22 protein-coding genes are annotated in these 23390 nt (G+C 71.0%); 6 read left to right on the top strand and 16 right to left on the bottom strand.

Annotated elements, in window-relative coordinates; genetic code table 11:
* Position 1: 1 nt before the first annotated feature.
* The 3 genes from ACNKF0_RS17175 to ACNKF0_RS17165 form a co-directional block, all read right to left on the bottom strand.
* Positions 2–922 carry a carbohydrate ABC transporter permease gene (locus ACNKF0_RS17175; protein ID WP_416954087.1) on the bottom strand — a complete coding sequence of 307 codons (921 nt, stop codon included), beginning with the start codon at positions 920–922 and terminating at the stop codon, positions 2–4.
* Positions 919–1902, bottom strand: coding sequence for a carbohydrate ABC transporter permease (locus ACNKF0_RS17170; RefSeq protein ID WP_299925389.1), 984 nt, complete (start codon positions 1900–1902; stop codon positions 919–921). The genes ACNKF0_RS17175 and ACNKF0_RS17170 overlap by 4 nt, the downstream gene beginning before the upstream one ends.
* Positions 1903–2002: 100 nt before the next feature.
* Entirely contained in the window at positions 2003–3328 is a 1326-nt protein-coding gene (locus ACNKF0_RS17165; protein WP_416954085.1) for an ABC transporter substrate-binding protein, read from the bottom strand.
* Positions 3329–3555: 227 nt separating this feature from the next.
* Here ACNKF0_RS17165 and ACNKF0_RS17160 point away from each other — a divergent pair, with 227 nt between their 5' ends.
* Both ACNKF0_RS17160 and ACNKF0_RS17155 read left to right on the top strand, forming a co-directional pair.
* The gene (locus tag ACNKF0_RS17160) at positions 3556–4566 is read left to right on the top strand and encodes a LacI family DNA-binding transcriptional regulator (protein ID WP_299925383.1); all 1011 of its coding nucleotides are present in this window, start codon (positions 3556–3558) and stop codon (positions 4564–4566) included.
* Positions 4567–4638: 72 nt separating this feature from the next.
* Positions 4639–5724 (top strand): ABC transporter ATP-binding protein, encoded by a 1086-nt coding sequence (locus ACNKF0_RS17155; RefSeq protein WP_299925380.1) that lies wholly within the window; start codon positions 4639–4641, stop codon positions 5722–5724.
* 38 nt (positions 5725–5762) lie between these two features.
* Here the strand turns inward: ACNKF0_RS17155 and ACNKF0_RS17150 are convergent, their stop codons facing one another.
* On the bottom strand, positions 5763–7175 hold the full coding sequence (locus ACNKF0_RS17150) for a GH32 C-terminal domain-containing protein (RefSeq protein WP_416954082.1): 1413 nt from the start codon (positions 7173–7175) through the stop codon (positions 5763–5765).
* Positions 7176–7419: 244 nt separating this feature from the next.
* Here ACNKF0_RS17150 and ACNKF0_RS17145 point away from each other — a divergent pair, with 244 nt between their 5' ends.
* A complete protein-coding gene (locus ACNKF0_RS17145) occupies positions 7420–9054 on the top strand; it encodes an amylosucrase (RefSeq protein ID WP_416958566.1) in 1635 nt (544 codons plus the stop codon).
* Positions 9055–9318: 264 nt separating this feature from the next.
* On the opposite strand, the gene ACNKF0_RS17140 is transcribed toward ACNKF0_RS17145, so the two are convergent.
* From ACNKF0_RS17140 to ACNKF0_RS17125, 4 genes are read right to left on the bottom strand one after another with little or no spacing between them, the layout of a single operon-like run.
* Complete coding sequence (locus ACNKF0_RS17140) at positions 9319–10584, bottom strand: ABC transporter ATP-binding protein (RefSeq protein ID WP_416954080.1); 1266 nt, start codon at positions 10582–10584, stop codon at positions 9319–9321.
* Between the two features lie 7 nt (positions 10585–10591).
* A complete protein-coding gene (locus tag ACNKF0_RS17135; RefSeq protein WP_299925368.1) occupies positions 10592–11434 on the bottom strand; it encodes a carbohydrate ABC transporter permease in 843 nt (280 codons plus the stop codon).
* Positions 11434–12390, bottom strand: coding sequence for a carbohydrate ABC transporter permease (locus tag ACNKF0_RS17130; RefSeq protein ID WP_416954078.1), 957 nt, complete (start codon positions 12388–12390; stop codon positions 11434–11436). The genes ACNKF0_RS17135 and ACNKF0_RS17130 overlap by 1 nt, the downstream gene beginning before the upstream one ends.
* Positions 12387–13634: an extracellular solute-binding protein gene (locus tag ACNKF0_RS17125; RefSeq protein WP_416954076.1), complete on the bottom strand. Its 1248-nt coding sequence runs from the start codon at positions 13632–13634 to the stop codon at positions 12387–12389. The genes ACNKF0_RS17130 and ACNKF0_RS17125 overlap by 4 nt, the downstream gene beginning before the upstream one ends.
* Before the next feature lie 169 nt (positions 13635–13803).
* Here ACNKF0_RS17125 and galK point away from each other — a divergent pair, with 169 nt between their 5' ends.
* On the top strand, positions 13804–14922 hold the full coding sequence (gene galK, locus ACNKF0_RS17120; RefSeq protein WP_416954074.1) for a galactokinase: 1119 nt from the start codon (positions 13804–13806) through the stop codon (positions 14920–14922).
* A 16-nt stretch (positions 14923–14938) separates the two neighbouring features.
* Here the strand turns inward: galK and ACNKF0_RS17115 are convergent, their stop codons facing one another.
* Positions 14939–15865 carry an alpha/beta fold hydrolase gene (locus ACNKF0_RS17115; protein WP_416954072.1) on the bottom strand — a complete coding sequence of 309 codons (927 nt, stop codon included), beginning with the start codon at positions 15863–15865 and terminating at the stop codon, positions 14939–14941.
* A gap of 111 nt (positions 15866–15976) precedes the next feature.
* Here ACNKF0_RS17115 and ACNKF0_RS17110 point away from each other — a divergent pair, with 111 nt between their 5' ends.
* Positions 15977–16810 (top strand): esterase/lipase family protein, encoded by an 834-nt coding sequence (locus ACNKF0_RS17110; protein WP_416954070.1) that lies wholly within the window; start codon positions 15977–15979, stop codon positions 16808–16810.
* Here ACNKF0_RS17110 and glpX read toward each other — a convergent pair.
* From glpX to ACNKF0_RS17085, 5 genes are read right to left on the bottom strand one after another with little or no spacing between them, the layout of a single operon-like run.
* Positions 16775–17779, bottom strand: coding sequence for a class II fructose-bisphosphatase (gene glpX, locus ACNKF0_RS17105; protein WP_299925350.1), 1005 nt, complete (start codon positions 17777–17779; stop codon positions 16775–16777). The two genes, ACNKF0_RS17110 and glpX, sit on opposite strands and share 36 nt — an antisense overlap.
* A gap of 10 nt (positions 17780–17789) precedes the next feature.
* Positions 17790–18770, bottom strand: coding sequence for a sulfate/molybdate ABC transporter ATP-binding protein (locus ACNKF0_RS17100; protein ID WP_416954068.1), 981 nt, complete (start codon positions 18768–18770; stop codon positions 17790–17792).
* A complete protein-coding gene (locus tag ACNKF0_RS17095) occupies positions 18767–19558 on the bottom strand; it encodes an ABC transporter permease (RefSeq protein WP_299925344.1) in 792 nt (263 codons plus the stop codon). The genes ACNKF0_RS17100 and ACNKF0_RS17095 overlap by 4 nt, the downstream gene beginning before the upstream one ends.
* Positions 19555–20292, bottom strand: a complete 738-nt coding sequence (gene modA / locus ACNKF0_RS17090) for a molybdate ABC transporter substrate-binding protein (protein WP_416954066.1) — start codon at positions 20290–20292, stop codon at positions 19555–19557. The genes ACNKF0_RS17095 and modA overlap by 4 nt, the downstream gene beginning before the upstream one ends.
* Complete coding sequence (locus tag ACNKF0_RS17085; protein ID WP_416958564.1) at positions 20289–20693, bottom strand: TOBE domain-containing protein; 405 nt, start codon at positions 20691–20693, stop codon at positions 20289–20291. Before ACNKF0_RS17085 ends, modA begins: the two co-directional genes overlap by 4 nt.
* Positions 20694–20881: 188 nt before the next feature.
* Between ACNKF0_RS17085 and ACNKF0_RS17080 the strand changes: the two genes are divergently transcribed.
* Positions 20882–21424, top strand: a complete 543-nt coding sequence (locus ACNKF0_RS17080) for a DUF4245 domain-containing protein (protein ID WP_416954064.1) — start codon at positions 20882–20884, stop codon at positions 21422–21424.
* 451 nt (positions 21425–21875) lie between these two features.
* Here ACNKF0_RS17080 and ACNKF0_RS17075 read toward each other — a convergent pair whose 3' ends face one another.
* Positions 21876–22085: an exodeoxyribonuclease VII small subunit gene (locus ACNKF0_RS17075; RefSeq protein ID WP_416954062.1), complete on the bottom strand. Its 210-nt coding sequence runs from the start codon at positions 22083–22085 to the stop codon at positions 21876–21878.
* The gene (gene xseA / locus ACNKF0_RS17070; RefSeq protein WP_416954060.1) at positions 22078–23346 is read right to left on the bottom strand and encodes an exodeoxyribonuclease VII large subunit; all 1269 of its coding nucleotides are present in this window, start codon (positions 23344–23346) and stop codon (positions 22078–22080) included. The genes ACNKF0_RS17075 and xseA overlap by 8 nt, the downstream gene beginning before the upstream one ends.
* Between the last annotated feature and the right edge of the window lie 44 nt (positions 23347–23390).

Raw genomic sequence — 23390 nt, 5'->3', positions numbered from 1 at the left:
CTCAGCCCTTCACCGCCCCCGCGGTCAGGCCGCGGACGAAGAACCGCTGCATGAAGAGGAACACGATGATCGGCAGGATCATCGAGATGAAGCCGCCGGCCGTGACCAGGTGCTGGCCCGCCCCGGCCTGGCCCATCAGGTTGTTGCGCAGCGCCACCGTGATCGGTGCGTTGTCGCCCGGACCGACGAAGATGAGCGCCACCAGCAGGTCGTTCCAGACCCAGAGGAACTGGAAGATCGCGAACGCCGCCAGCGCCGGCACCGACATCGGCAGCACGAGCCGGAAGAACGTCTGGAAGTGGCTCGCGCCGTCGATCTTCGCCGACTCGATGAGGCTCTTGGGCAGAGTCGCCATGTAGTTGCGCAGGATGTAGATCGCCAGCGACATGCCGAACCCGATGTGCGCCAGCCACACCGCCGGGAACGTGCCGGCGATCTGCAGGTCGCTGTAGATGCGCAGGATCGGCACGAACGCGATGTAGTTGGGCACCACCAGGAGGCTCACCACGGCCAGGAACAGGAAGTTGCGGCCCGGAAACTCCATGAAGGTGAACGCGTAGGCCGCGAAGGCCGCGACCAGGATCGGGATGAAGGTCGCCGGCAGCGCGATCGCGAGGGTGTTCACGAACGCAATGTCGAGCCCGGCGTCGTTCCATGCGGTGACGTAGTTGTCGAAGCTCAGCCGGCTCCATGCCGACGGGGTCCAGAACAGCGTCCACCAGCCGGTCTCGTTGGCGTCGTCCCGTGGCCGGAAGGAGGTCAGGAAGAGCCCGACCACCGGCACGATCCACAGGAAGCACAGGGTGAGGACGACGATCCTGGCGAACCAGCCCGCCTTCTGAGGCTGTCCTTCGCGCGAGGCGCGCTTGCGCGTCTTCTCCGTCGGCGTGGCTGCTGCCATCGTGGTCTGTGTCGAGGTCATCCCATCATCTCCTCGCGACGGAAGTTGCGCACCTGGTAGAACATGATCGGGACGGTGGCCAGCATCAGCATCACGACGATCGCCGCGGCCGCGCCGTTGTTGAAGTTGCTGAAGAGCTGGTTGAAGAACTCGTTGCCGACCACGTTGGTGTTGAAGCCGCCGTTGGTCATCACGTAGACGATGTCGAAGATCTTCATCACGCCGATGAGCGTCGTGACGTAGACGGTCAGCACCGTCCCCCAGATCTGCGGCACGACCACCCGGAAGAAGATGTCGCGCTCGTTGGCCCCGTCGATGCGGGCGGCCTCCAGGGTGTCCTCCGGGACGCCCTTCACCGCTGCGGACAGCAGCACCATCGAGAAGCCGACCTGGGCCCACATCAGCATGATCATCAGGAAGAAGCTGTTGATGTGGAGCTGGTCGAGCTGCAGCCACGCCACGGGGTCGAAGCCCAGCGCGGTGACGATGGCGTTCTGCAGGCCGATCTGCTCGCGTCCCTCCGGGCGGTAGTCGTAGACCAGCCCCCACACGACGCCGGCGCCGACGGCGCTGATCGCCATCGGCAGGAAGATGATCGTCTTGGACGTGCTCTCCCACCGCGGGTTGAGCCGGTCGGCGAGGACGGCCATGGCCAGCCCGAGCGCCACCACGACCACCGGGACGACGATCATCCAGAGCAGCGTGTTGAACAGCGTGTCCTGGAAGTTCTCGCTCTGGAGGAGCTTCGTGTAGTTGTCCCATCCCACCCATGCCGTGCTCGTGGGGTTGGCGAAGCTGAAGACGACGGTCTGGACGGCGGGATAGACGAGGTAGAACACCAGGGCGGCGTAGGCGGGGAGGATGTAGAGGTAGGGCTTGATCCGGTCCTCCCACGGACCAGGCAGCAGCTCTGCGAGCTTGTTGAGCAACCAGTAGAGGACGAGCGCGGCAAGGATGCCCACGCCGACGGTGATCAGGGTGTTGAGGATCTTCAGGACCATGTGTCTCGCTCCTGGATGGGCACGTGACGGGGGAGGACGGGTGCCGGGAGGGGGGACGGCCGCCCGCTGTGGCGGCCGACCGCGTCCCCGCGGGCATCGCTCAGCTGGAGGGCCAGCTGTCGTCGATGTTGGTCAGCGTGGTGTCGAGGTCCTGCTGCTCGCTGATCCACGCCGTCATCTCCTTCCAGAAGCTGCCGGCACCGACCTCGCCGGGCATCTGGTCCGACCCGTCGAAGAGGAAGGGGTCGGCCTGGTAGGCCACGTCGGCGATCTGCCGGGTGAGGTCGCTCGGGTAGAGCGAGGTGTCGAACTCCGTGTGCGGCGAGATGAAGGAGCTCTCGGGTGCCGCCGTGGTGCCGAGCTCGACGCCGGCCAGGATCTCCATGATCGCGCGGGAGTCGTCGTTGTCCTCGAGCAGCGTCGCCAGGTCACCGCCGCCCAGGACCGGGTTCTCGCCACCGGCCTCGGCCGGCGGGAACCCGAAGACGCCGATCCGCTCGTCGACGTTGTCGACGACGTCCTGCGGCATGAAGTCGGCGGAGACGACGAAGTTGCCCTGCTTGAACATCCAGCAGCCCGGCTCGTCCTCCCACATGGTGTCCTCGGCGTCGCCGAAGTTGACGCTGGCGATGGAGCTGCGCCCGCCCGGGACGTTGCCCTCGGCGAGCACGTTGGTCTCCAAGTAGTCGGCGGCCTGGCGCACGACGTCGGAGTCGAACTTCACCTCGTTGGTGACCCACTGGTTGTAGACGTCGGCACCGCCGTAGCGCATGATCAGGTCCTCGAACCAGTCGGTGGCCGGCCAGCCGGTGGCGGCACCGGACTCGATGCCGAAGCACCACGGGGTGCCCCCGTCGCTCTTGATCTGCTCGGTGAGCGCGGCCAGGTCGTCGAGGGTCTCGGGAGCCTCGTAGCCCGCCTCCTCCCAGGCCTGCTTGTTGTAGAAGACCAGGCTCTTGACGTTCATGCTGATCATCAGGCCGTACTGGGTGCCGTCGATCTGGCCGGCCTCCAGCGTGCCGGGCGTCATGTCGGCGATCAGGTCTGCGGGGACGATGTCGTCGGTGAGCTCGACGCCCTCGCCGCGGTCGACGATCTGCTTGATGACGCCTGGCTGCGGGATGACCGCGATGTCCGGCGGGTCGCCCGCCTGGATGCGGGTGAGGATCAGCTGGTTGATGTTGTCGACGCGCTCCATGTTGACCTCGATGCCCGCGGCCTCGGCCTCCTCCTCGACCTTGGCCTTGAGCCCGTCGAAGACGAGCGGGTCGGTCGTGGCGAGGATCTCGACCACGCCGTCGTCACCGCCGCTCTCACCTCCGCCCCCACCGTCGTCGTCGCTGCCGAGACAGCCGGTCGTGGTCAGGGCCAGTGCCGCCGCCGTCGCGGCGAACGCCGTCCGGCGCCGTGTCGCAGTCAGTCGCATGAGGGTGCCTCCTCGGATGGCGGGGTCTGTCCCGCTCAGCCTCTGTGTCGTAGTGTGACGTGTACCACTGCTGAATCGAATCAGCCGCATCATGTGTGCCGGGCGGGACCGGTGTCAAGCAACGTTTCGGACACGTTCCCGCCGCAGGCGCACCACCGCTGCGGCATGCTTCGGCGCGCGTCGACGGACCCGCGACGACCCGACGACCGGGAGACGAGGGAGTGGCAGTGAGAACACGACGTCGCGTGATGCTCGCGGACGTGGCGGCCGAGGCTGGCGTGTCGCCCACCACCGCCTCCTACATCCTCAACGGCCGCGCCGACGAGATGCGGATCGCGCCGGCCACCGTGGCCAAGGTGCAGGCGGCCGTGGCCGACCTGGGCTACCGGCCCAACCGCAGCGCGCGCAGCCTCCGCACCCGGCGTACGGCGACGGTCGGGCTCGTGTCCGACCAGATCGCCGGCGAGCAGTACGGCAGCAGCATGCTGACCGGGGCGAGCCTGGCGGCACGCGAGCTCGACCACCTCGTCGTGATGGGGGAGAGCGGGGGCGACCCCGAGCTCGAGCGGCTGCTGATCGAGGAGATGCTCGAGCGCGACGTCGACGGAGTGGTCTATGCCACCCGCACCGCCCGCACCGTCCACCTGCCGCAGGGCCTGCGCGGCGTGCGGTCGGTGCTGCTCAACTGCGAGGACCTCGACGAGCGGCTCCCGTCGGTGGTGCCCGACGACGAGGGCGGGGGCCGGGCCGCCGTGGCCACCCTGCTGGCCGCCGGCGCCCGGGAGGTGTGGGTCGTGGGCGAGGACCCGGTGCCGGAGGCGACGGCGGGTCCACGCCGGATGGCCGGGATCCGCGCCGAGCTCGCCACCCACGGCCTCGACGTCGCAGGCCTGGTGCGCTGCGACTGGTCGGTGACCGAGGGGTTCGAGGCGACCAGCCGCTGGCTCGCGGGCGGCGGCCGCGCCGACGGCCTGGTCTGCATGAACGACCGCCTCGCGATGGGCGTCTACCAGGCGCTCGCCGAGGCAGGTCTGCGCGTGCCCGACGACGTCAGTGTGGTCTCCTTCGACGGCTCCGCGCTGGCGGGCTGGCTGCGACCCGCGCTGACGTCGGTCGAGCTCCCCTTCACCGAGCTCGGCGCGCTCGCCGTACGCCGGCTCCTCGACCCGGCGGACCACGGAGGCACCGACTCCGTCCCGATGCGCGTGCGCGCAGGCGGTTCGGTCCGCCCGGCATGAATCGCGCTACTGTGACCCCTGTCACTTCACTACGGATCGTCCGGCACGTACCTGCCGGTGAAGGAGCAGAACATGGCATCAGTGACGTTCGAGAAGGCGCAGCGGTGGTATCCCGGCGCCGATGAGCCGGCCGTGCCCGGCATCGACCTGGAGATCAAGGACGGCGAGTTCATGGTCCTCGTCGGGCCCTCGGGGTGCGGCAAGTCCACGACCCTGCGGATGCTCGCGGGGCTGGAAGAGGTCAACGACGGGAAGATCTACATCGGTGACCGTGACGTCACCAACGTCCCGCCCAAGGACCGTGACATCGCGATGGTGTTCCAGAACTACGCGCTCTACCCGCACATGTCGGTGGAGGAGAACATGGCGTTCTCGCTGAAGATGGCCAAGGTCCCGGCGGCCGAGCGCAAGGAGCGGGTCGCGAAGGCGGCCGAGATCCTGCAGCTCACCGAGTACCTCGAGCGCAAGCCGAAGGCGCTCTCGGGTGGTCAGCGCCAGCGGGTCGCGATGGGTCGTGCGATCGTGCGGGCGCCTCAGGTGTTCTGCATGGACGAGCCGCTGTCCAACCTGGACGCGAAGATGCGCGTCGCGACGCGCACCGACATCGCGCGCCTGCAGCAGGACCTCGGTGTCACGACCGTCTACGTCACCCACGACCAGGTCGAGGCGATGACGATGGGCGACCGGGTCGCGGTGATGAAGCTCGGCGTGCTGCAGCAGGTCGACACCCCGCTCAAGCTCTACGACAAGCCCGCCAACCTCTTCGTCGCCGGCTTCATCGGCTCCCCGCAGATGAACCTGCTGGAGGGTGTCGCGGCCGAGGACGGCACGGTCAAGGTCGGGGGCTACAAGGTGCCCGTCGACCCGACCGCGGAGAAGAAGATGTCCGGCAAGGTCACCGTCGGCGTGCGTCCGGAGAACTGGCGCCTCGTCTCCGACTCCGAGGGCGGGCTCCCGGTGCGCATCACGGTCGTGGAGGAGCTCGGTGCCGACAGCTTCGTCTACGGCACCAGCGACGTCGAGGGCGTTCCGTCCAACGTGATCATCCGCGTCGTGGGCCGCACCCAGCCGCGCAAGGGCGAGACGCTCTACGTCACGACCGACCCGCAGCACGTGCACGTCTTCGACACCGACACGGGCGAGCGCCTCTCCGACTGACCGCCTCTCGAGCCCCCGGGAGCCCCGCTCCCGGGGGCTCAGGCGTGCACGACGAGGTGCCGCACGAGCGCCGTGCCGCCCTCGGCGAAGACGGCGAGGCCGTCGTCCCCGGGGTCGGGGAACGCCAGGTCGGTGAGCGCGACCTCGCCGCCGCCGACGAACACCTCCACCGACGACTCGTCCACCACGACCTCGAGGCGGACCGGCCCGTCACCGCGGACCAGCGGGGCGGTGTGCACGGCCGCGAACGCCTCGTGGAAGCCGGTCTCGCCCGACGCGCGCCGGTCGAGCCCGACGGTCCCGGAGCCCGGCTCGACCCACACCGTCGTGCGGTGCCCGGTCCCGGTGCCGGTCCGGACGTGGACCCCGACCCGGTCGGCGTCGCCCGGCTCCACCTCGAGGACGACCCGGCACGTGCGGGCCGCGACGGGCAGCACCCGGGTGCCCGCCAGGGGCTCGTCGCGGAGCTCGTGCACGACGGGGGAGTGGCGCACGACCGGCCGCTGCACCAGGGCCAGCTCGCCGTCGCGGGGGCGCAGCGCGAGGGTGCGGGCCAGCGTCATCGCGCCGCGGTGGGTCGCGGCGGGCACCAGGTCGGCGTACCGCCAGTTGCTCATCCAGCCCTGCACGAGGGGCTCCGGCGCGTCGGCGTAGGACACCGCGGCGTAGAAGTCGGCGCCGTGGTCCATCCACCGTGCGTCCTGGGTGGGGCGGAAGTCGGCGCCGTCGAGCTCGCCGACCCAGTACTGCATCCCCGACCCGCCGGCCGGGGCCCCCTCCTGGACGCTGACGAGCATCACCACCGCTGTCTCGTCGAGCCCCTCGACCGGGACGCGGAGCAGGTCGGGGCACTCCCAGATTCCCTCGACCGAGCCCGTCGGCCCGAACGACGACGCGTGCTCCCAGTGCAGCAGGTCTGGCGACCGGTAGGTCTCGACCCTGCGCTCCTCGGACAGCACGAGCACCATCAGCCAGCCGGCCCCGTCTTCGTTCCCGTCCCGCAGGACCTTGGGGTCGCGGAACGCGGTGGAGCCGATGTCGAGCACGGGGTTGGCGGCGTACGACGTCCACGTGCGGCCGCGGTCGACGCTCCACGACACGGACTGGCGCTGCATCCCGCCGACCGGCTCGAAGGCGGTCCACAACGCCACCAGCGGCCCGGCGCCGTCCCCGCCGAGGCCGGAGGTGTCGGCCGCGTCGTGGACCACGCTGCCCGACCAGACGTGCTCGGTGTCGGTGGCGGCGAGGGCGACCGGGAGCTCGGTCCAGTCGAGGAGGTCCTCGCTCACCGCGTGGCCCCACGACATCGGCCCGTGCACCAGGGAGTCGGGCAGGTGCTGGAAGAACAGGTGGTACTCACCGTCGTGCAGGACGAGGCCGTTGGGGTCGTTCAGCCAGCCCCGGCGCGGCGTGAAGTGGTCGCGTGGGCGCAGGGACGGGTCGTGGCTCACGACCCCAGCGTAGGTCGCCGCACTTCGCCATACTGGGCGCGTGAACGACTTCGAGGAGCGCCTCGCCACCCTCGAGCCCGACCTCCACGACACGGTGTCGCGGGTCTACGGCGCCGAGGCCGCGCCGGAGGTGACCCGGGCCCTGGTCGAGGTCGCCCGCGCCGCGCACGACGCCCGTCCGGCCGAGCTGCGGGCGCTCGACGAGCAGCGGCTGCGAGACCCCGACTGGTTCCAGCGGCCGTCGATGGTCGGCTACGCCGCCTACGCCGACCGCTTCGCCGGCACCCTGCGCGGGGTGGGTGAGCGGGCGGCGTACCTGCGGGGGCTGGGCGTCGGCTACCTGCACCTGATGCCGCTCCTGACGCCACGTCCGGCGCCCAACGACGGCGGCTACGCGGTCATGGACTACCGCTCCGTGCGGCCCGACCTCGGCACGGTCGACGACCTGCGCGACCTCGCGACCACGCTGCGCGGCGAGGGCATCAGCCTGTGCCTGGACCTCGTGCTCAACCACGTGGCGCGCGAGCACGAGTGGGCGGTCGCCGCGCGGGCGGGGGACGAGGCCAAGCGCGCCTACTTCCACGTCCACCCCGACCGCGAGGTGCCGGACGCCTACGAGGCGACCCTGCCGGAGGTCTTCCCCGACTTCGCGCCCGGCAGCTTCACCTGGGACGACGAGCTGGCGGGCTGGGTCTGGACGACCTTCAACGACTACCAGTGGGACCTGGCCTGGTCCAACCCCGCCGTCCTGCGCGAGTTCGCCGACCTCATCCTGTCGCTGGCCAACCTGGGCGTGGAGGTGTTCCGCCTCGACGCGATCGCCTTCATCTGGAAGCGGCTCGGCACCGACTGCCAGAACCAGCCCGAGGTGCACCTCCTCACCCGCGCGCTGCGCACGGTGGCCCGCATCGCCGCACCCGCCGTGCTCTTCAAGGCCGAGGCGATCGTCGGCCCGGCGGACCTGCCGGCCTACCTCGGCGTGGGCGAGCACGCCGGCAAGGTCAGCGACCTCGCCTACCACAACGGCCTCATGGTGCAGGTCTGGTCGATGCTCGCGTCCCGCGACGCCAGGCTGGCGACGTACGCCCTCCAGCAGCTGCCGCAGCCGCCGTCGACGACGGCCTGGATCACCTACGTGCGCTGCCACGACGACATCGGCTGGGCGATCTCCGACGAGGACGCCCGCGCGGTCGGCCTCGACCCCGTCGCCCACCGGCGCTTCCTGTCGGACTGGTACTCCGGGTCCTTCCCCGGCTCGTGGGCGCGGGGGCTGGTCTTCCAGCACAACGAGCAGACGGGGGACCGGCGCATCTCCGGGTCGCTGGCCTCGCTCGCCGGCCTCGAGGCGGGCGACCCGCACGCGGCCGCGCGCATCCTGCTCGCGCACGCGATCATCCTGTCCTTCGGCGGGCTGCCGGTGATCTGGATGGGCGACGAGGTCGGTCTGCTCAACGACATCGGGTGGGCCGACGTCCCCGACCACGCCGCCGACAACCGGTGGGTGCACCGGCCGGTGATGCCGTGGGCATCGGTGGCCGACGACCCGCACGGCATCACGTCCGGGCTGCGGCACCTGGTCGACGTACGACGCTCGCTGCCGCACCTGCACGCGGCCTCGCCCACCGAGATCTGGGACCCGCGTGACCCCGGCGTGCTGCTCGTCGTCCGGCGGCACCCGGACGGCCCGCTCCTCGCTGCCGCCAACGTCACCGACCGGGAGGCGTGGGTGTCCGCCGACGTCCTGTTCTGGCTGGGCCTGCACACCGACGACCTGGTGGACGCCCTCACCGGCGAGCGGCCGGAGCTCCACGACGGCGCCGTCCGGCTCGAGCCCTACGCCGCCGCGTGGTTGCACGCGGCGCCCCAGCCGCCCGCCTGAGCCCCCCGGACCGGACCGGAATTCCCGGCCACCCCTCTCGCAGAGTCCCCGCTCGAGCGGGGAGTCCGTCACTGGGAGGGGCGTACAACCCCCACGAGGTGTCGGAGTTCCCCACCAAGTCCCAACCAAGTCCTCGCCGAGTCCTGCCGCACCAACGCGCGCGGTCGTACGACGCCCCTCCCGCGACGCGGCGAGGCCCCGGGAGCGGTGCTCTCGGGGCCTCGGTTCCGCGCCGACCAGCGGGGTCGGACATCCGTGCTGCGGTCAGCTGGTCGCTTGGTCGGCTCCCGGCTTGACGCCGTCCTGCTCCTCGCCGACCTTCTCGGCCTTCGCCATCGCGTTGCCGTCGGGGATGATGCCGGCGTTGTCGGCGTCGATGGTGAGGTTCTCGCCGGTGCTCGGGTCGAAGAGGTGGATCTTGCGGGCGTCGACCCAGATGGTGGCCTCGTCGCCCTCGCTGATCCGGCTGGCCCCGTCGAGCGAGATCACCAGCTGCGTACGCAGCGACTCGCCGTCGAGGTCCTTCTCGAGCTGCGTGAGCTGCTCGCGCACCTCGTCGGGCGCCTCGAACGGGATGTAGGCGTAGGCCTCGTTGCCGAGCCACTCCACCACGTCGACGGTGGCCTTGAAGGTCGCCTCGTCGGTGACCTTGTCGCTGTCGACGACCGAGGCGTCCTCGAAGTGCTCGGGTCGGATGCCGGCGATCAGCAGGTCCTTGCCCTGCGCCCTCGACGCCCGCTCCTCCGGCATCGTCACCGTGCCGAACGGCAGCTCGACGCGGTTGCCGTCGACCTTCGCCGGCAGGAAGTTCATCGGCGGGGAGCCGATGAAACCGGCGACGAACAGGTTGGCCGGGTTCTCGTAGAGCTCGCGCGGCGTGGCGTGCTGCTGGAGCACGCCGCGCTTCATCACCGCGACGCGGTCGCCCAGCGTCATCGCCTCGGTCTGGTCGTGGGTGACGTAGACCGTGGTGATGCCGAGGCGCTTCTGCAGGCGCGAGATCTCGGTGCGCATCTGGCCGCGGAGCTTGGCGTCGAGGTTGGACAGCGGCTCGTCGAAGAGGAACGCCTCGGCGTCCCGGACGATCGCGCGCCCCATCGCGACGCGCTGGCGCTGGCCGCCCGACAGGTTGCCGGGCTTGCGCTCGAGGTGCTCGTCGAGCTCGAGCGTCTTCGACGCGTCGCGCACCTTCTCGTCGACCTCGGAGTCCGACTTGCCGGCCAGCCGCAGCGGGAAGGCGATGTTCTCGTAGACCGTCAGGTGCGGGTAGAGCGCGTAGTTCTGGAAGACCATCGACAGGTTGCGGTCGCGCGGCGCGAGGTCGTTGACCTTCTTCCCGCCGATGATCATGTCGCCGTCGGTGATGTCCTCCAGCCCGACGATCATCCGCAGGAGCGTGGACTTCCCGCAGCCCGAGGGCCCGACGAGGATCAGGAACTCGCCGTCCTCCACGTCGATGCTCACGTCGTTGACGGCGGGGAAGCCGTCGCCGTACTGCTTGACGATGTTCTTCATCTCGATGGCAGCCATGAGCTGATCACCCCTTCACTGCGCCGGAGGTGAGGCCGGCGACGATCTTGCGCTGGAACAGCAGGACGATGACGATCACCGGCAGAGTGACGATGACCGACGCCGTCGCGAGCTGCGCGTACGGCGGGTTGAACGGGTCGGGACCGACGAAGAAGGACATCTGCGCCGGCACGGTCCGCGAGGCGGTGGTGGAGGTCAACGAGATCGCGAGCACGAACTCGTTCCACGCGAAGAAGAAGGTCAGGATCGCCGCCGTGAACACGCCGGGTGCGGCGAGCGGGACGATGACCTTCCGGAAGGCCTGCCACGACGTGGCGCCGTCGACCTGGGCCGCCTGCTCCATCTCCCACGGGATCTCGCGGAAGAAGGCGGAGAGCGTCCAGATCGCCAGCGGCAGCGTGAAGGACATGTAGGGGATGATCAGGCCGGGCCAGGTGTTGAACAGCCCGAACGTGGTCCACATGTCGAAGAGCGGGCCGACCAGCGCGACCACCGGGAACATCGCGATCGCCAGCGCCAGCGAGAGCACGAGGCGCTTGCCCTTGAACTCCAGCCGCGCGATGGCGTACGCCGCCAGCGTCGCGAAGATCACCGACAGCAAGGTGGCGATCAGCGCGATGCCGAACGAGTTGATCAGCGCCCGCATGAAGTCGGGGTTGTCGATGATCGCCTTGTAGTTGTCGAAGGTGGGCTCCTTGGGCAGGAACTGCGCGCTGCCCGCGGCCGTCTCGCCCTCGGACTTGAACGACAGCGAGATGATCCACGCCACCGGGAACAGGCACCACAGCATGATCAGGGCGAACCCGATCCACGTGCCGACAGCGGTCTTGCCGCTCTGGTTGCCGGCCATCAGCCCTCACCCCTCGCCTGCGCCAGGTCGACGCGGAACAACTTCACGATCAGCCATGCCAGGAGCAGCACGGACAGGAACAGCAGCACCGACATGGCCGAGCCGAGGCCCAGCTGCATCTGCTCGATGACCTGTCGGTAGGTCAGGAACGAGATCGACTGCGTCCCCTCGGCTCCCTTGGTCATCACGAAGATGTTGTCGAAGATGCGGTAGGCGTCGAGGGCGCGGAACAGCACCGCGACCATGATCGCCGCGCGCATGTTGGGCAGGATCACCTTGGTCAGGCGCTGCCACCACGTCGCGCCGTCGACCTTGGCGGCCTCGAGCATGTCCTCGCTGACCTGGGCCAGGCCCGCCAGCAGCAGCAGCGCCATGAACGGCGTGGTCTTCCAGATCTCCGAGACCATGATCGCGAACATCGCGTGCCAGTAGTCGCCGAACCAGTTGGTGTCCTCCGCGATCCACGGCAGCCAGCTGAACCACGCGTTGACGAAGCCGTTGTTGAGGGAGAACGCGAACTGCCAGGCGAAGGCGGAGACGACGGTGATGATGCCGTAGGGGATCAGGATCGAGGTGCGCATCAGGCCGCGGGCGAAGACGATGCGGTGCATCACCATCGCGAACGCGAACCCGATGACCAGCTCGACCGCCACCGTCACGACCATGATCAGCAGCGTGGTCAGCGTGCTCTTCCAGAACTGGTCGTCGCTGAGGATCGTCAGGTAGTTGTCGACCCCGACGAACGCCCGGTCGTCCGGCGCGGTGAGCCGGTAGCGGAAGAGCGAGAGGTAGAGCGCCTGGATCATCGGCCAGGCGGTGACCAGCAGCATCAGGACGACGGCCGGGGCGACCAGCTTGAGCCCCAGCCTGTTCTCCGCCGCGGTGCGGTCGGAGGCGATGGCCTTGGCCTTGTCCTTGGTCCGGGTGGGGGTCTCGGGTGCAGTCGTGGTGGTCACAGCAGGTCATCGCCCTTCAGGACGTCCTCGATGAACACCTTCGACTGCTCCGGGGTGTCGGTGTCGACGGACCGCGGCGGGTGCCAGATGTTCTGGATGGATCCCGACACGTCACTCCAGTAGGGCGTCACCGTGCGGGGTGCTGCGGCGTCGACGCTCTCCTGGAAGAGCTGCAGCAGGTCCTCGGGGAAGGTCTCCTTGAGCTTGGGGTAGTCGTAGCCGTCCGTGCTGGCCGGCATGTTGCCGGTCAGGTCGGCGTTGATGCCCTGCGACTCCGGGCTGACCAGGCACTGCGCCGCCTCGAGGGCGAGGTCCTTCTCGTCGGAGTAGGCGCTCACCCCGATGCCGATGCCGCCGTAGGGGGGCCGGGACTCCTCGCCCTCGACCGTCTGCGGGTAGCGGGTGTAACCGATGTCGTCGGCCACGTCGGGCGCGGTCTCGTCGTAGTTGGTCCAGATGTAGGTCCAGTTGACGAGGAACGAGCCCGCGTCGGAGCCGAACGTCGACCCTGCCGTGCCCTCGTTGGACACGCTGAGGTCGGCGGGAGCGGCGCCGGAGGTGGCGAGCTTCTCGATGATCTCCGCGGCCTTCTTGCCGGCGTCGTCGGAGATCGTGATGTCGGCGTCGACGCCCGCGTCCGCGTCCTGGAGGATGTGGCCGCCCGCGCCCTCCACCAGGGCGTTGATCCACACGACGTAGCCCTCGTACTTGTTGGCCTGCACGCCGACCTTGGCGTCGTTCTCGTTGGCCGCCTCGATGATCTGGTCCCAGGTCACGGGCTTCGACATGTCGATGCCTGCCTTCTCGACGAAGGACTTGCGGTACCAGAGGACCTGGGTGTTGGACCAGAACGGGAAGACGACGAGCTTGTCCTTCCACGTCGCGGCGTCCATCGCGCCCTTGAACGTGCCCTGCTCCTCGAGCTGGCTGCGCGCGTCCTGCGGCACCTCGGCGAGGAATCCCGCGTCGGCGAACTCCGCGGTGAACGGCGGGTCGATCGACATCAGGTCGATCTCCGGGTCCTTCGCCGCGAGCCGGCGCGCGAGCTGGATGCGCTGCTGGCCGGCGTCCTGCGGAAGCACCTGGGTGGAGATCGTGTAGTCGTCGGTGGAGCACTTCTCGGCGACGGCGTCCTGCCCGCCGCTGTCGGGGTTGATGTACCAGGTCAGCTCGGGAGGACCGCTGTCGCCTCCACAGGCGGACAGCAGACCGCTCGCGAGCGCGAGCGCGGCCAGCGGCGCCACCCTCCGTCGCCCCCTTGGCCGGCCTCGTTGCCGGATCGACGGTGCTCGGGACATCCGCGCCCTCCTTGTTCGGTTCGGGCCTCTGGTCTAGTGGTCCTCGACACCTTTTGGCAACATGCATCCCATTCCAACGGGTATGCGGCCCACAGCGGAGACGAGTAGGAATTCGATGACGGTCTGGCGTGCCCCCGGGCGGATCAACCTGGTCGGTGAGCACACCGACTACAACGACGGCTTCGTCCTCCCCTTCGCCCTCGAGGTCGGGTGCACGGCGTCGGTGTCGACGGTCTCCGCGGGCTCGGACGCCTGGACCGTGCGTTCGGTGCAGCAGCCCGAGCCGGTCGTCGTACGCCGCTCCGGCCTGGCGGGTGCCGACCTGACGGAGGTCGCGGAGTGGTCGCGCTACGTGCTCGGTGCGCTGTGGCTGCTCACCGACCGCGGTGTCGACGTCCCGCCCCTCCAGGTCGAGGTCGACTCCGACGTGCCGTCAGGTGCCGGGCTGTCGTCGTCGGCCGCCCTCGTGTGCTCGGTCGCGCGGGCCGTCGACGACCACCTCGGGCTCGGGCTCGACGACGACGCGCTCTTCGCCCTGACACGCGACGTCGAGAACGACGCCGTGGGTGCGCCGACGGGCGGGATGGACCAGCTGGTCAGCCTCCGCGGCGAGGCAGGACACGCGCTGTTCTGCGACATGCGCAGCCACGACACGCGGTCGGTGCCGCTCGACCTCGCCGGCAACGGGCTGACGGTGCTGGTCGCCGACACCCGCGCTCCCCACCGTCACTCCGACGGCGAGTACGGCGCCCGGCGCCGGGGTTGCGAGGAGGCCGCACGTCGGCTGGGCGTCGCGGCGCTGCGCGACGTGACCGCCGACGACCTCGACGAGGCGCTCGGCCGGCTCGACGACGACGAGCTGCGTCGCTACGTCCGGCACGTCGTCACCGAGGACGACCGCGTGCTGTCCGTCGTCCAGCTGCTCGACGAGGGCCGCCTCGCCGACATCGGCCCGCTGCTCACCGCCTCCCACCGGTCCATGCGCGACGACTTCCGGATCACCGTGCCCGAGGTCGACACGGCCGTCGACGCCCTGCTCGAGGCGGGTGCGCTGGGGGCGCGGATGACCGGCGGCGGCTTCGGCGGCTGCGTGATCGGGCTGGTGCCCGAGCGGTCCGTCGACGCGGCGAGCGACGCCGTACGCCGTGCCTTCGCCGACGCGGGCTTCGGCGAGCCCGACCTCTTCACGGCCGAGCCGTCGCAGGGCGCCCACCCCGTCGCTGGTCGGGGCTAGGGCTCTCCCCGCGGGGTCAGGAGGCTCGGTCGGCGGTGCGCCGGATGGCCTCGACGAAGGTGCCGAAGAGCTCGGGCGGCAGGTCGTGGCCCATGCCGTCGATGGTCACCAGCTCGGCGCCGGGGATGGCGGCGGCGGTCGAGCGCCCGCCGCTGACGTGGACCATCTTGTCGGCGGTGCCGTGGATGACGAGCGCCGGGACGCGGAGGCTGCGCAGCCGCGTCGTGCGGTCGTCCTGGGTCAGGATGGCGAGCATCTGCCGCACCGCGCCGCTGGCACTCACGCCGCGGTCGAAGGTCGTCTCCGCGCGGGTGCGCAGGGCGTCGGGGTCCGACGGGTAGGCGGCGGAGCCGATCAGGGACCACATCGCGAGGCTGGTCTCGACGTAGGCGTCCCGCCCGGCCCTGCGCGGCGCGATGAGCCGCGGCAGGAGGGACGGGTGCTGCCAGCCGACGGTGCGGCGACCCGTCGTCGAGCTGATGCTGGTGAGCGACCGCACCCGGCTCGGGTGCTCGACGGCGACGGTCTGCGAGATCATGCCGCCCATCGAGACGCCGACCAGGTGCGCGGACTCGAGGCCCAGGTGGTCGAGCAGCGCGACGGCGTCGCCGGCGAGGTCCGACATCGTGTAGGGGGCGTTGGCGCGGCCCGTCGCGAAGGCCTTGACGAGCTGGTCGGGGCGGGCCGGAGCCGCGATGCGTGACGACCTGCCGGCGTCACGGTTGTCGTAGCGCACGACGTGGAACCCGGCCGACGCGAGCTGCTCGCAGAACACCTGGTCCCACCAGGTCATCGGGCCGCTCAGGCCCATCACGAGGAGCAGCGGATCGTCGTCTGGATCGCCGAAGGTCTGGTAGCAGAGCTCGACCTCGTTGCCGACCGGCGCGCGGAGCTCGTCGGAGGCGACAGGCGGCTGGGTGCGGTCGGGACGCGACTCGGGCATGTAGCCAGTGAACACGAAGGCGGTCGCCAAATAAACGCGCTCGTCCCCAATTACACGCAAAGAGGCCCGCATCCCGGGTCCGGCGCGGGTTCTGGGCTAGGTTCGAACATTGTGACCCAGCGCACAGTGGCCGCATTCCTCACTCCGGAGGGCTTCTCGCAGCCTTCCGTGGTGGCGGTGCTGCGCGAGGGCTCGGTCATCACGGAGGCGGGGCGCTACGCGGTCTCGGCGTGGGGCTCGCGGGGTGCGCGTCGTCGTACGCCGCTGGGCGCGCGCCCGCCGCGGATGGGCGAGCCGGTGCTGCTGGTGCCGGGCTTCCTGGCCGGCGACTCCTCCCTCGGCCCGATGAGCCGGGCACTGCGTCACGAGGGCTTCCGCACCTACCGCGCGGACGTCCGGGCCAATGTCGGCTGCACGCTCTCGGCCGCCGCGCAGCTCGAGGAACGGCTCGAGGGGATTGCGCAGCGTCGCGGCTCACGCGTGCGGATCGTCGGCCACAGCCTCGGCGGCATGCTGGCCCGGGGCGTCGCGGCTCGGCGCCCCGACCTCGTCGCGGGCATCGTGACGATGGGCAGCCCGATGCTGGCGCCGGGCGCGCACCACGTGTCGTTGGCGCGCAGCGTCGACTTGCTCGTCCGGCTCAACCGGGCCGGGATGCGCGGGCTGATGGCGGAGGACTGCGTCGCCGGGCACTGCGCCCAGGAGAGCTTCGACCAGGCGCGCGCGGCGCTGCCGGAGGGGTTCGACTTCACCGCGATCTTCTCCCGGCGCGACGGCATCGTCGACTGGCGTGCGTGCGTCGACCCGGCCGCGCGGCCGGTGGAGGTGCGCTCGTCCCACGTGGGGATGGCGTTCGACCCGGTCGTGATCAGCGCGGTGTCGGCCGCGCTGCGGCCGGCGGTCGCGGCGTCAGTTGTCGAAGTCGATCGTGGAGAGATCGCGTAGCTTCGAGAGCTGGTGCTCGGCGGTGATCGAGCGCACCGTGCCGCTGCGCGAGCGCATCACCAGCGAGTCGGTGGTGACGCCGTTGCCGCGGTAGCGCACGCCTCGCATGAGCTCGCCGTCGGTGATGCCGGTGGCCACGAAGAACGCGTCGTCGCCGGTGACCAGGTCGTCGGTGCCGAGCACGAAGTCGCGGTCGAGGTTGTGGCCGGCGTCGAGGGCGCGCTGGCGCTCGTCGTCGTCCTGTGGCCAGAGCTGGCCCTGGATCTTGCCGCCGATGCACTTCATCGCGCATGCGGCGATGATCCCCTCGGGCGTGCCGCCGACGCCGAGCATCAGGTCCACGCCGGTGTCCGGGCGGGCGGCCATGATCGCGCCGGCGACGTCGCCGTCGGTGATGTACTTGATGCGCGCACCCGTCTCGCGGATGTCCTCGACGAGCCGGGCGTGGCGCGGTCGGTCGAGCAGCACGACGGTGACGTCGTGGATGGAGATGCCCTTGGCCTTGGCGACGCGGGCGATGTTCTCCTTGACCGGCAGCCGGAGGTCGACGACGTCGGCGGCCTCGGGCCCGGTGGCGAGCTTGTCCATGTAGAACACCGCGCTGGGGTCGTACATCGAGCCGCGCGGTGAGACGGCCAGCACCGAGATCGCGTTGCTCATGCCCTTGGCGGTCAGCGTCGTGCCGTCGATCGGGTCGACGGCGACGTCGCACTCGGGTCCGGTGCCGTCGCCGACCTCCTCGCCGTTGAAGAGCATCGGGGCGTTGTCCTTCTCGCCCTCGCCGATCACCACGGTCCCGCGCATCTCGACCGTGGAGATCATCACGCGCATTGCCTCGACCGCGACGCCGTCGGCGTCGTTCTTGTCGCCGCGCCCGACCCAGCGACCGGCCGCCATGGCGGCCGCCTCGGTGACGCGCACCAGCTCGAGGGCGAGGTTGCGTTCGGGCTGGGGCGCGCTGGAGCTCATGTCGCGCATGCTAGCGGCGCGCGGCGTAGCGGCTCACCGCGGTCGCCTTGGTCGACAGCCACACCTCCCGGCCCGGCACCAGCTCGAGCTCCGTCGCCGCGGCGGGCGTCAGGTCGGCGAGCAGGTCGGGGGAGGCGTGCACCAGCAGGCGTACGGCGTCGCCGTGCGGTGCGAGCGTCGCGATCGGGCCGTGCCAGCGCAGCCGCGTCGACCCCTCGGGCTCGTGCAGGGAGACCACGACCGCGTCGGGCGTGAAGGCCATCAGCTCGTCGCCGTCGGCCACGAGGTTGAGCCCCACGAGTCGCGCCACGTGCGCCGTGCGGGGCTCGGCGGCGACCTCGGCGGGAGGGCCGACCTGGACCACGCGGCCGTCCTCGAGCACCACCACGCGGTCGGCCAGCGTCAGCGCGTCGATCGCGTCGTGGGTGACGAGGAGCGCGATCCCCGGGAAGTCGCGCAGGTGTCGGCCGAGCTCGATCCGCAGCGCCATCTGGACCGACACGTCGAGGCCCGTGAAGGGCTCGTCGAGCAGCAGCACGTCGGGCTCGGTCGCCAGGGCGCGCGCGATGGCGACCCGCTGCGCCTGACCGCCGGAGAGCTCGCGCGGGCGGCGGTCGGCGAGGTCGGCGATCCCGAAGCGTTCGAGCCAGTCCCGCGCGACGGCGTCCGCCGTCGCCCGCCGCTCGCCGCGGGCGCGCAGGCCGAAGGCGATGTTGTCGAGGGCGGAGAGGTGGGGGAACAGCAGCTGTCCCTGGAACACCAGTCCGACCCGTCGCTCGCGGACGGGCTGGGTGAGCAGCTCGGTGTCGCCCAGCCGGGCGCTGCCCTCCACGTCGACGAGCCCGGCGAGGGCGTGCAGCAGCGAGCTCTTGCCGGCCCCGTTGGGACCGATGACCGCCAGGACCTCGCCCGGCTCGGCGGTGAAGGTGGCCTCGACCCGGTCCGCGACCCGCAGGTCGGCGACGAGCCGTCTGATCGGCGCCGCGCTCACGGCGTACCCAGCCAGTGGTCACGCAGGGCGACGAGGATGCCGACGGAGACCAGCAGCATCACCAGGCTCAGCGAGAGGGCGGCGTCCTGGTCGGCCTGACGGGTGACGTAGATCAGCGTCGGCATGGTCTGGGTGGTGCCGGGATAGTTGCCGTTGAAGGTGATGGTGGCGCCGAACTCGCCGAACGAGCGCGCCCACCCGAGCACGGTCCCGGCCACGACGCCCGGCAGGGCGAGCGGCACGGTGACCCGGCGGAACGTCGTCCAGCGGGTCGCGCCGAGCGTCGCGGCAGCCTCGTCGTACCTCGGGTCGGCCGAGCGCAGGGCGCCCTCGATGGCGATCACCACGAAGGGCATCGACACGAAGACGTGCGCGAGCACGACGCCGTAGGTCGTGTAGGGGAAGGCGAACCCGGTCAGCTCGAGCAGGGGCTCGCCGATGACGCCCGTGCGCCCGAAGGCGCTGCGCAGCGCGATGCCCGCGACGACCGGCGGCAGCACGAGCGGCACGGTGACGAGGGCACGTACGGCGCCGCGACCGCGGAAGTCGACGCGCGCGAGCAGCCAGGCGAGGGGCAGGCCGAGCAGCAGGCAGAAGGCGATGGCCACCGTCGAGGTGACCAGCGACAGCCGGAGGGCATCGAGCGCGGCGGGGGAGGTCAGGTGGTCCGGCAGCGCCTGCCAGTCGGTGGCCGCGACCATCGCCACGAGCGGGACGAGGAGCAGGAGCGTGGCGAGGGCTGCCGGCACCACCAGGAGCGCCGGCGGTCGCCCGAGGCGGTCCCTCACGGGACGCCGAACCCGGCGTCTGCGAGGACCGCCCGGCCCTCCTGTGACGTCACCCACGCGACCCAGTCGGCGGCGAGGTCGGGGTCCTCGGACTGCTCCAGCGTCGCCACGACGTAGGACGTCGGCTCGTCCTCCGCGCCGGGGATCGCGACGGCCTCGACGTCACCGGCCGCGGAGACCGCGTCGGTCGCGTAGACCAGGCCGGCGTCGGCCTCGCCCGAGACGACCTTGTCGAGGGTGGCGCGGACGTCCTCCTCGAGACTCACCGGTTCGGCCGTGACGCCGTTGGCGTCCAGCACGGCCGCGGCGACCTTGCCGCACGGCACCTCGTCGGCGCAGCGCACCCAGGTGGCGCCGGCGAGGTCGTCGATCGACTCGATGCCGGCGGGGTTGCCCGTCGGTACGAGGATCGTGAGCACGTTGGTCGCAAAGGTCTCGACGTCGGCCGCGACGCCGGCCTCCTCGGCGAGCGTCATCGACGCCTCGTCGGCGGTGGCGAGCACGTCGCCGGGGGCGCCGTCGGCGACCGACGCGGCGAGGTCGGTGCTGGACCCGAGGCTGAAGGTCACGTCGACGCCGTGCTCCTCCTCGAACGGCGGCGCGAGCTCCTCGAAGACGTCGGTCAGTGACGCGGCGGCGAGCACGGTGAGCTCGTCGCTGCCGCTTTCGTCGCTGGTGCCGCCGCCACAGGCGGCGAGGGGGAGCAGCAGGGCCAGGACGGCGAGCCGCCTCATCTCGGGACCTCGACGACGACGTTGGTGGACTTCACGCTGGCGATGGCCCGCACTCCCGGCTCGAGGCCGAGCTCGTCGGCGGCGTCGGTGCTCATCAGCGACACGACGCGGTAGGGGCCGCAGATCATCTCGACCTGGGCCATCACGGGGTCGCGCTTGACCCGGGTGACGATGCCGCTCATCCGGTTGCGCGCGCTCACGGTGCCGGCGCGGGTGCGGTCGCGCTCGGCGAGCTCGCCCGACTCGGCCAGGTGCTCGGCCAGCTCGGCGAGGTCGCGGCCGGCCACCGTCGTGCGGCCGCCGTCGCGGTGGGAGGGGAGACGACCGGCCTCCACCCAGCGACGTACGGTGTCGTCGCTGACGGCCAGCACCTCGGCCGCCTCCGCGATTCGGTAGGTGATCACGGAGTGAGTATGCCGCACGTGCGGCTCCTGTGGGCTCTTGTCCCCGCAACTGCGGTTTCCTGCCGCCTCCTCCCTCGTCCCCTGTAACGCCGGGTTGCTGCAACTACCCACCCGGATGCATCGGGGTCGGTACAGCCACCAACCCGGCGTTACAGCGCTTCGGGCGGGCTGGGAGGATGGCCGGCGTGAGTGGGCAGGGACAGCCGAGCCGTTACACGCGCTCGTTCAGTGGGATGACCGGCGCCCTCATCGTCACCGTCATCGCCGTGCTGGCGTTCGTCGCGTGGCGCGGGCTCTGGCGCACCGACGTCGACAACGAGCCGGAAGCCGTCGACTGGCAGGCGCGGGTCGAGCTGGCCCAGGAGGCCGACCTCGCGGTCGTCCACCCCCGCGAGCTGCCGGCCGGGTGGACGGCCACCAGCACCGAGCTGGCCGCGGGCGACGACCCGCGCTGGAGCCTCGGGGTGCTGACCGACGAGGGTCGCTTCGTCGGCATCCGGCAGCAGGACACCTCGGTCGCCGACCTCGTCGAGCTCTACGTCGACGAGGACGCCGTGGCCGGCGACGACGTCACCGTCGACTCCGACATCGCCGACACCTGGCAGACCTGGTCCGACGAGGGCGGCGACATCGGCTACTCCACCGAGCTCGGCGACGAGGCCCTCCTGGTCTACGGCTCGGCTCCCGCCGAGGACATCGAGGCCTACCTCGGGCTGCTCACCCGCTAGCCCCCGCTCCCGGGCCCCGCTGAGCGGTGGGTGAGGCACGTTTTCGGGCTGGGGAACCTGCGTGGCTCACCGCCGCGCTGCGGGTCGGCGTACGAGCGGTGGGTGAGGCAGCTTCTCGGGCTCCGGAACCTGCGTGGCTCACCGCCCCAGCGCGGGTCGGCGTACGAGCGGTGGCGGGCCCACATTTCTCAACCGTCGAACGTGGGTGGGTCACCGCCGAACCCGGGGTCGTACGAGCGGTGGCTGAAGCACGTTTTCGGGCTGGGGAACCTGCGTGGCTCACCGCCCCGCCGCGTGTCGGCGTACGAGCGGTGGCTGAGGCACGTTTTCGGGCTGCGGAACCTGCGTGGCTCACCGCCCGGCGTGGAGGCGGGCCCACATTCCTCGGACGTCGGACGTGGGTGGGCCACCGCTCGACCGAGGGGCGGTCAGCGCCCAGGACGACACGAGGTCAGGAGTCCTCGGTGCCCATCGCGTCGTCGAGGCGCTTGCGGGCGCCGTCGAGCCATTGCTGGCAGATCTTCGCGAGGGCCTCGCCGCGCTCCCAGAGCGCGAGGGACTCCTCGAGGGTCGTGCCGCCTGCCTCGAGGGTGCGCACGACCTCGATGAGCTCCTCGCGGGCCTCTTCATAGCTCGGCTGGTCAGGGGTGGCGTCACTCATCGGGGTCCTCCTCGACCAACGTGCCTATGTCTGTGTGGTCAGTGTCGATGCGGTCTGTCGTGGCATGGATGCGTCCGTCGGCGACCCGCACGGAGACCGCGGCGCCGGCCTGGGCCTGCGCGACGGACGTGACGACGTGGCCGTCGGCGTCCTGGAGCACGGCGTAGCCGCGCTGCAGGGTGGCGAGCGGTGAGAGCGCCTGTGCCCGGGCGCGCTGGTGGCCGATGTCGTCGGCGGCCCGGTCGAGTCGGTGGGAGAGCGTACGACGGGCGCGCGCGAGCAGCTCGTCGAGCTCGTCGGAGCGGGCGGTGAGCAGGTTGCGCGGGTCGGCCATGGCCGGACGCGAGCGCGCCTGGGCGAGCCACTCCTCCTCCCGGGCGATGCGATGGGTGATCACCTGGCGCAGCCGGTCGCGGGCCCAGGTGACCCCCTGGACCTCCTCGGCCATGTCGGGCACGACCAGCTTGGCGGCATCGGTGGGCGTGGAGGCCCGGACGTCGGCGACCAGGTCCAGCAGCGGCTGGTCGGGCTCGTGACCGATCGCCGACACCACCGGCGTACGCATCCGGTGCACGGCGCGGATCAGCGCCTCGTCGGAGAACGGCAGCAGGTCCTCGATCGAGCCGCCACCCCGCGCCACGACCACGACGTCGACGTCGGCGTGGCGCTCGAGCCGGTCGAGTGCCTCCATCACCTCGGCCGCCGACCGCGTGCCCTGCATGGCGGCGTAGGCGACCTCGAACTGCACGGCCGGCCAGCGGCGGCGCGCGTTGTCGAGGACGTCGCGCTCGGCGGCGCTGTTGGGCGCGGTCACGAGGCCGACGCGGCCGGGGAGGAACGGCAGGTCGCGCTTGAGCTCGGCGGCGAACAGGCCCTCGGCGGCGAGGAGCTGGCGGCGGCGCTCGAGCCGGGCCAGCAGCTCGCCGATCCCGACCATCCGGATCTCGCGTGCGGCCAGGGAGAACGAGCCCCGGTTGGCGTAGAAGCTGGGCCGGGCGTGCACGACGACGCTCGCGCCCTCGACGAGGGGCGGGTTCATCGAGTCGACCAGCGACCGCGAGCAGGTCAGCGTCACCGAGATGTCGGCGACCGTGTCGCGCAGCGTCATGAAGACGGTCTGCATGCCCGGGCGTCGGTTGACCTGCGCGATCTGGCCCTCGACCCACACGCCGCCGAGCTTGTCGATCCATTGCGCGACGGCGTTGGCGACGGCCCGCACCGGGGCCGGCGACTCTGCCGTGGCGTCGCGGAGTGAGGGCACGCGGCGAGGATAGGGGAGGCAACGGACACGCCCGTAGACTCAGC

Origin of the sequence: Nocardioides sp. T5, assembly GCF_048161455.1 — a bacterium.
Classification (GTDB): Bacteria; Actinomycetota; Actinomycetes; order Propionibacteriales; family Nocardioidaceae; genus Nocardioides.
The sequence above is the reverse complement of the archived record's forward strand: the minus strand, read 5'-3'. Positions and strand labels throughout refer to the sequence as shown.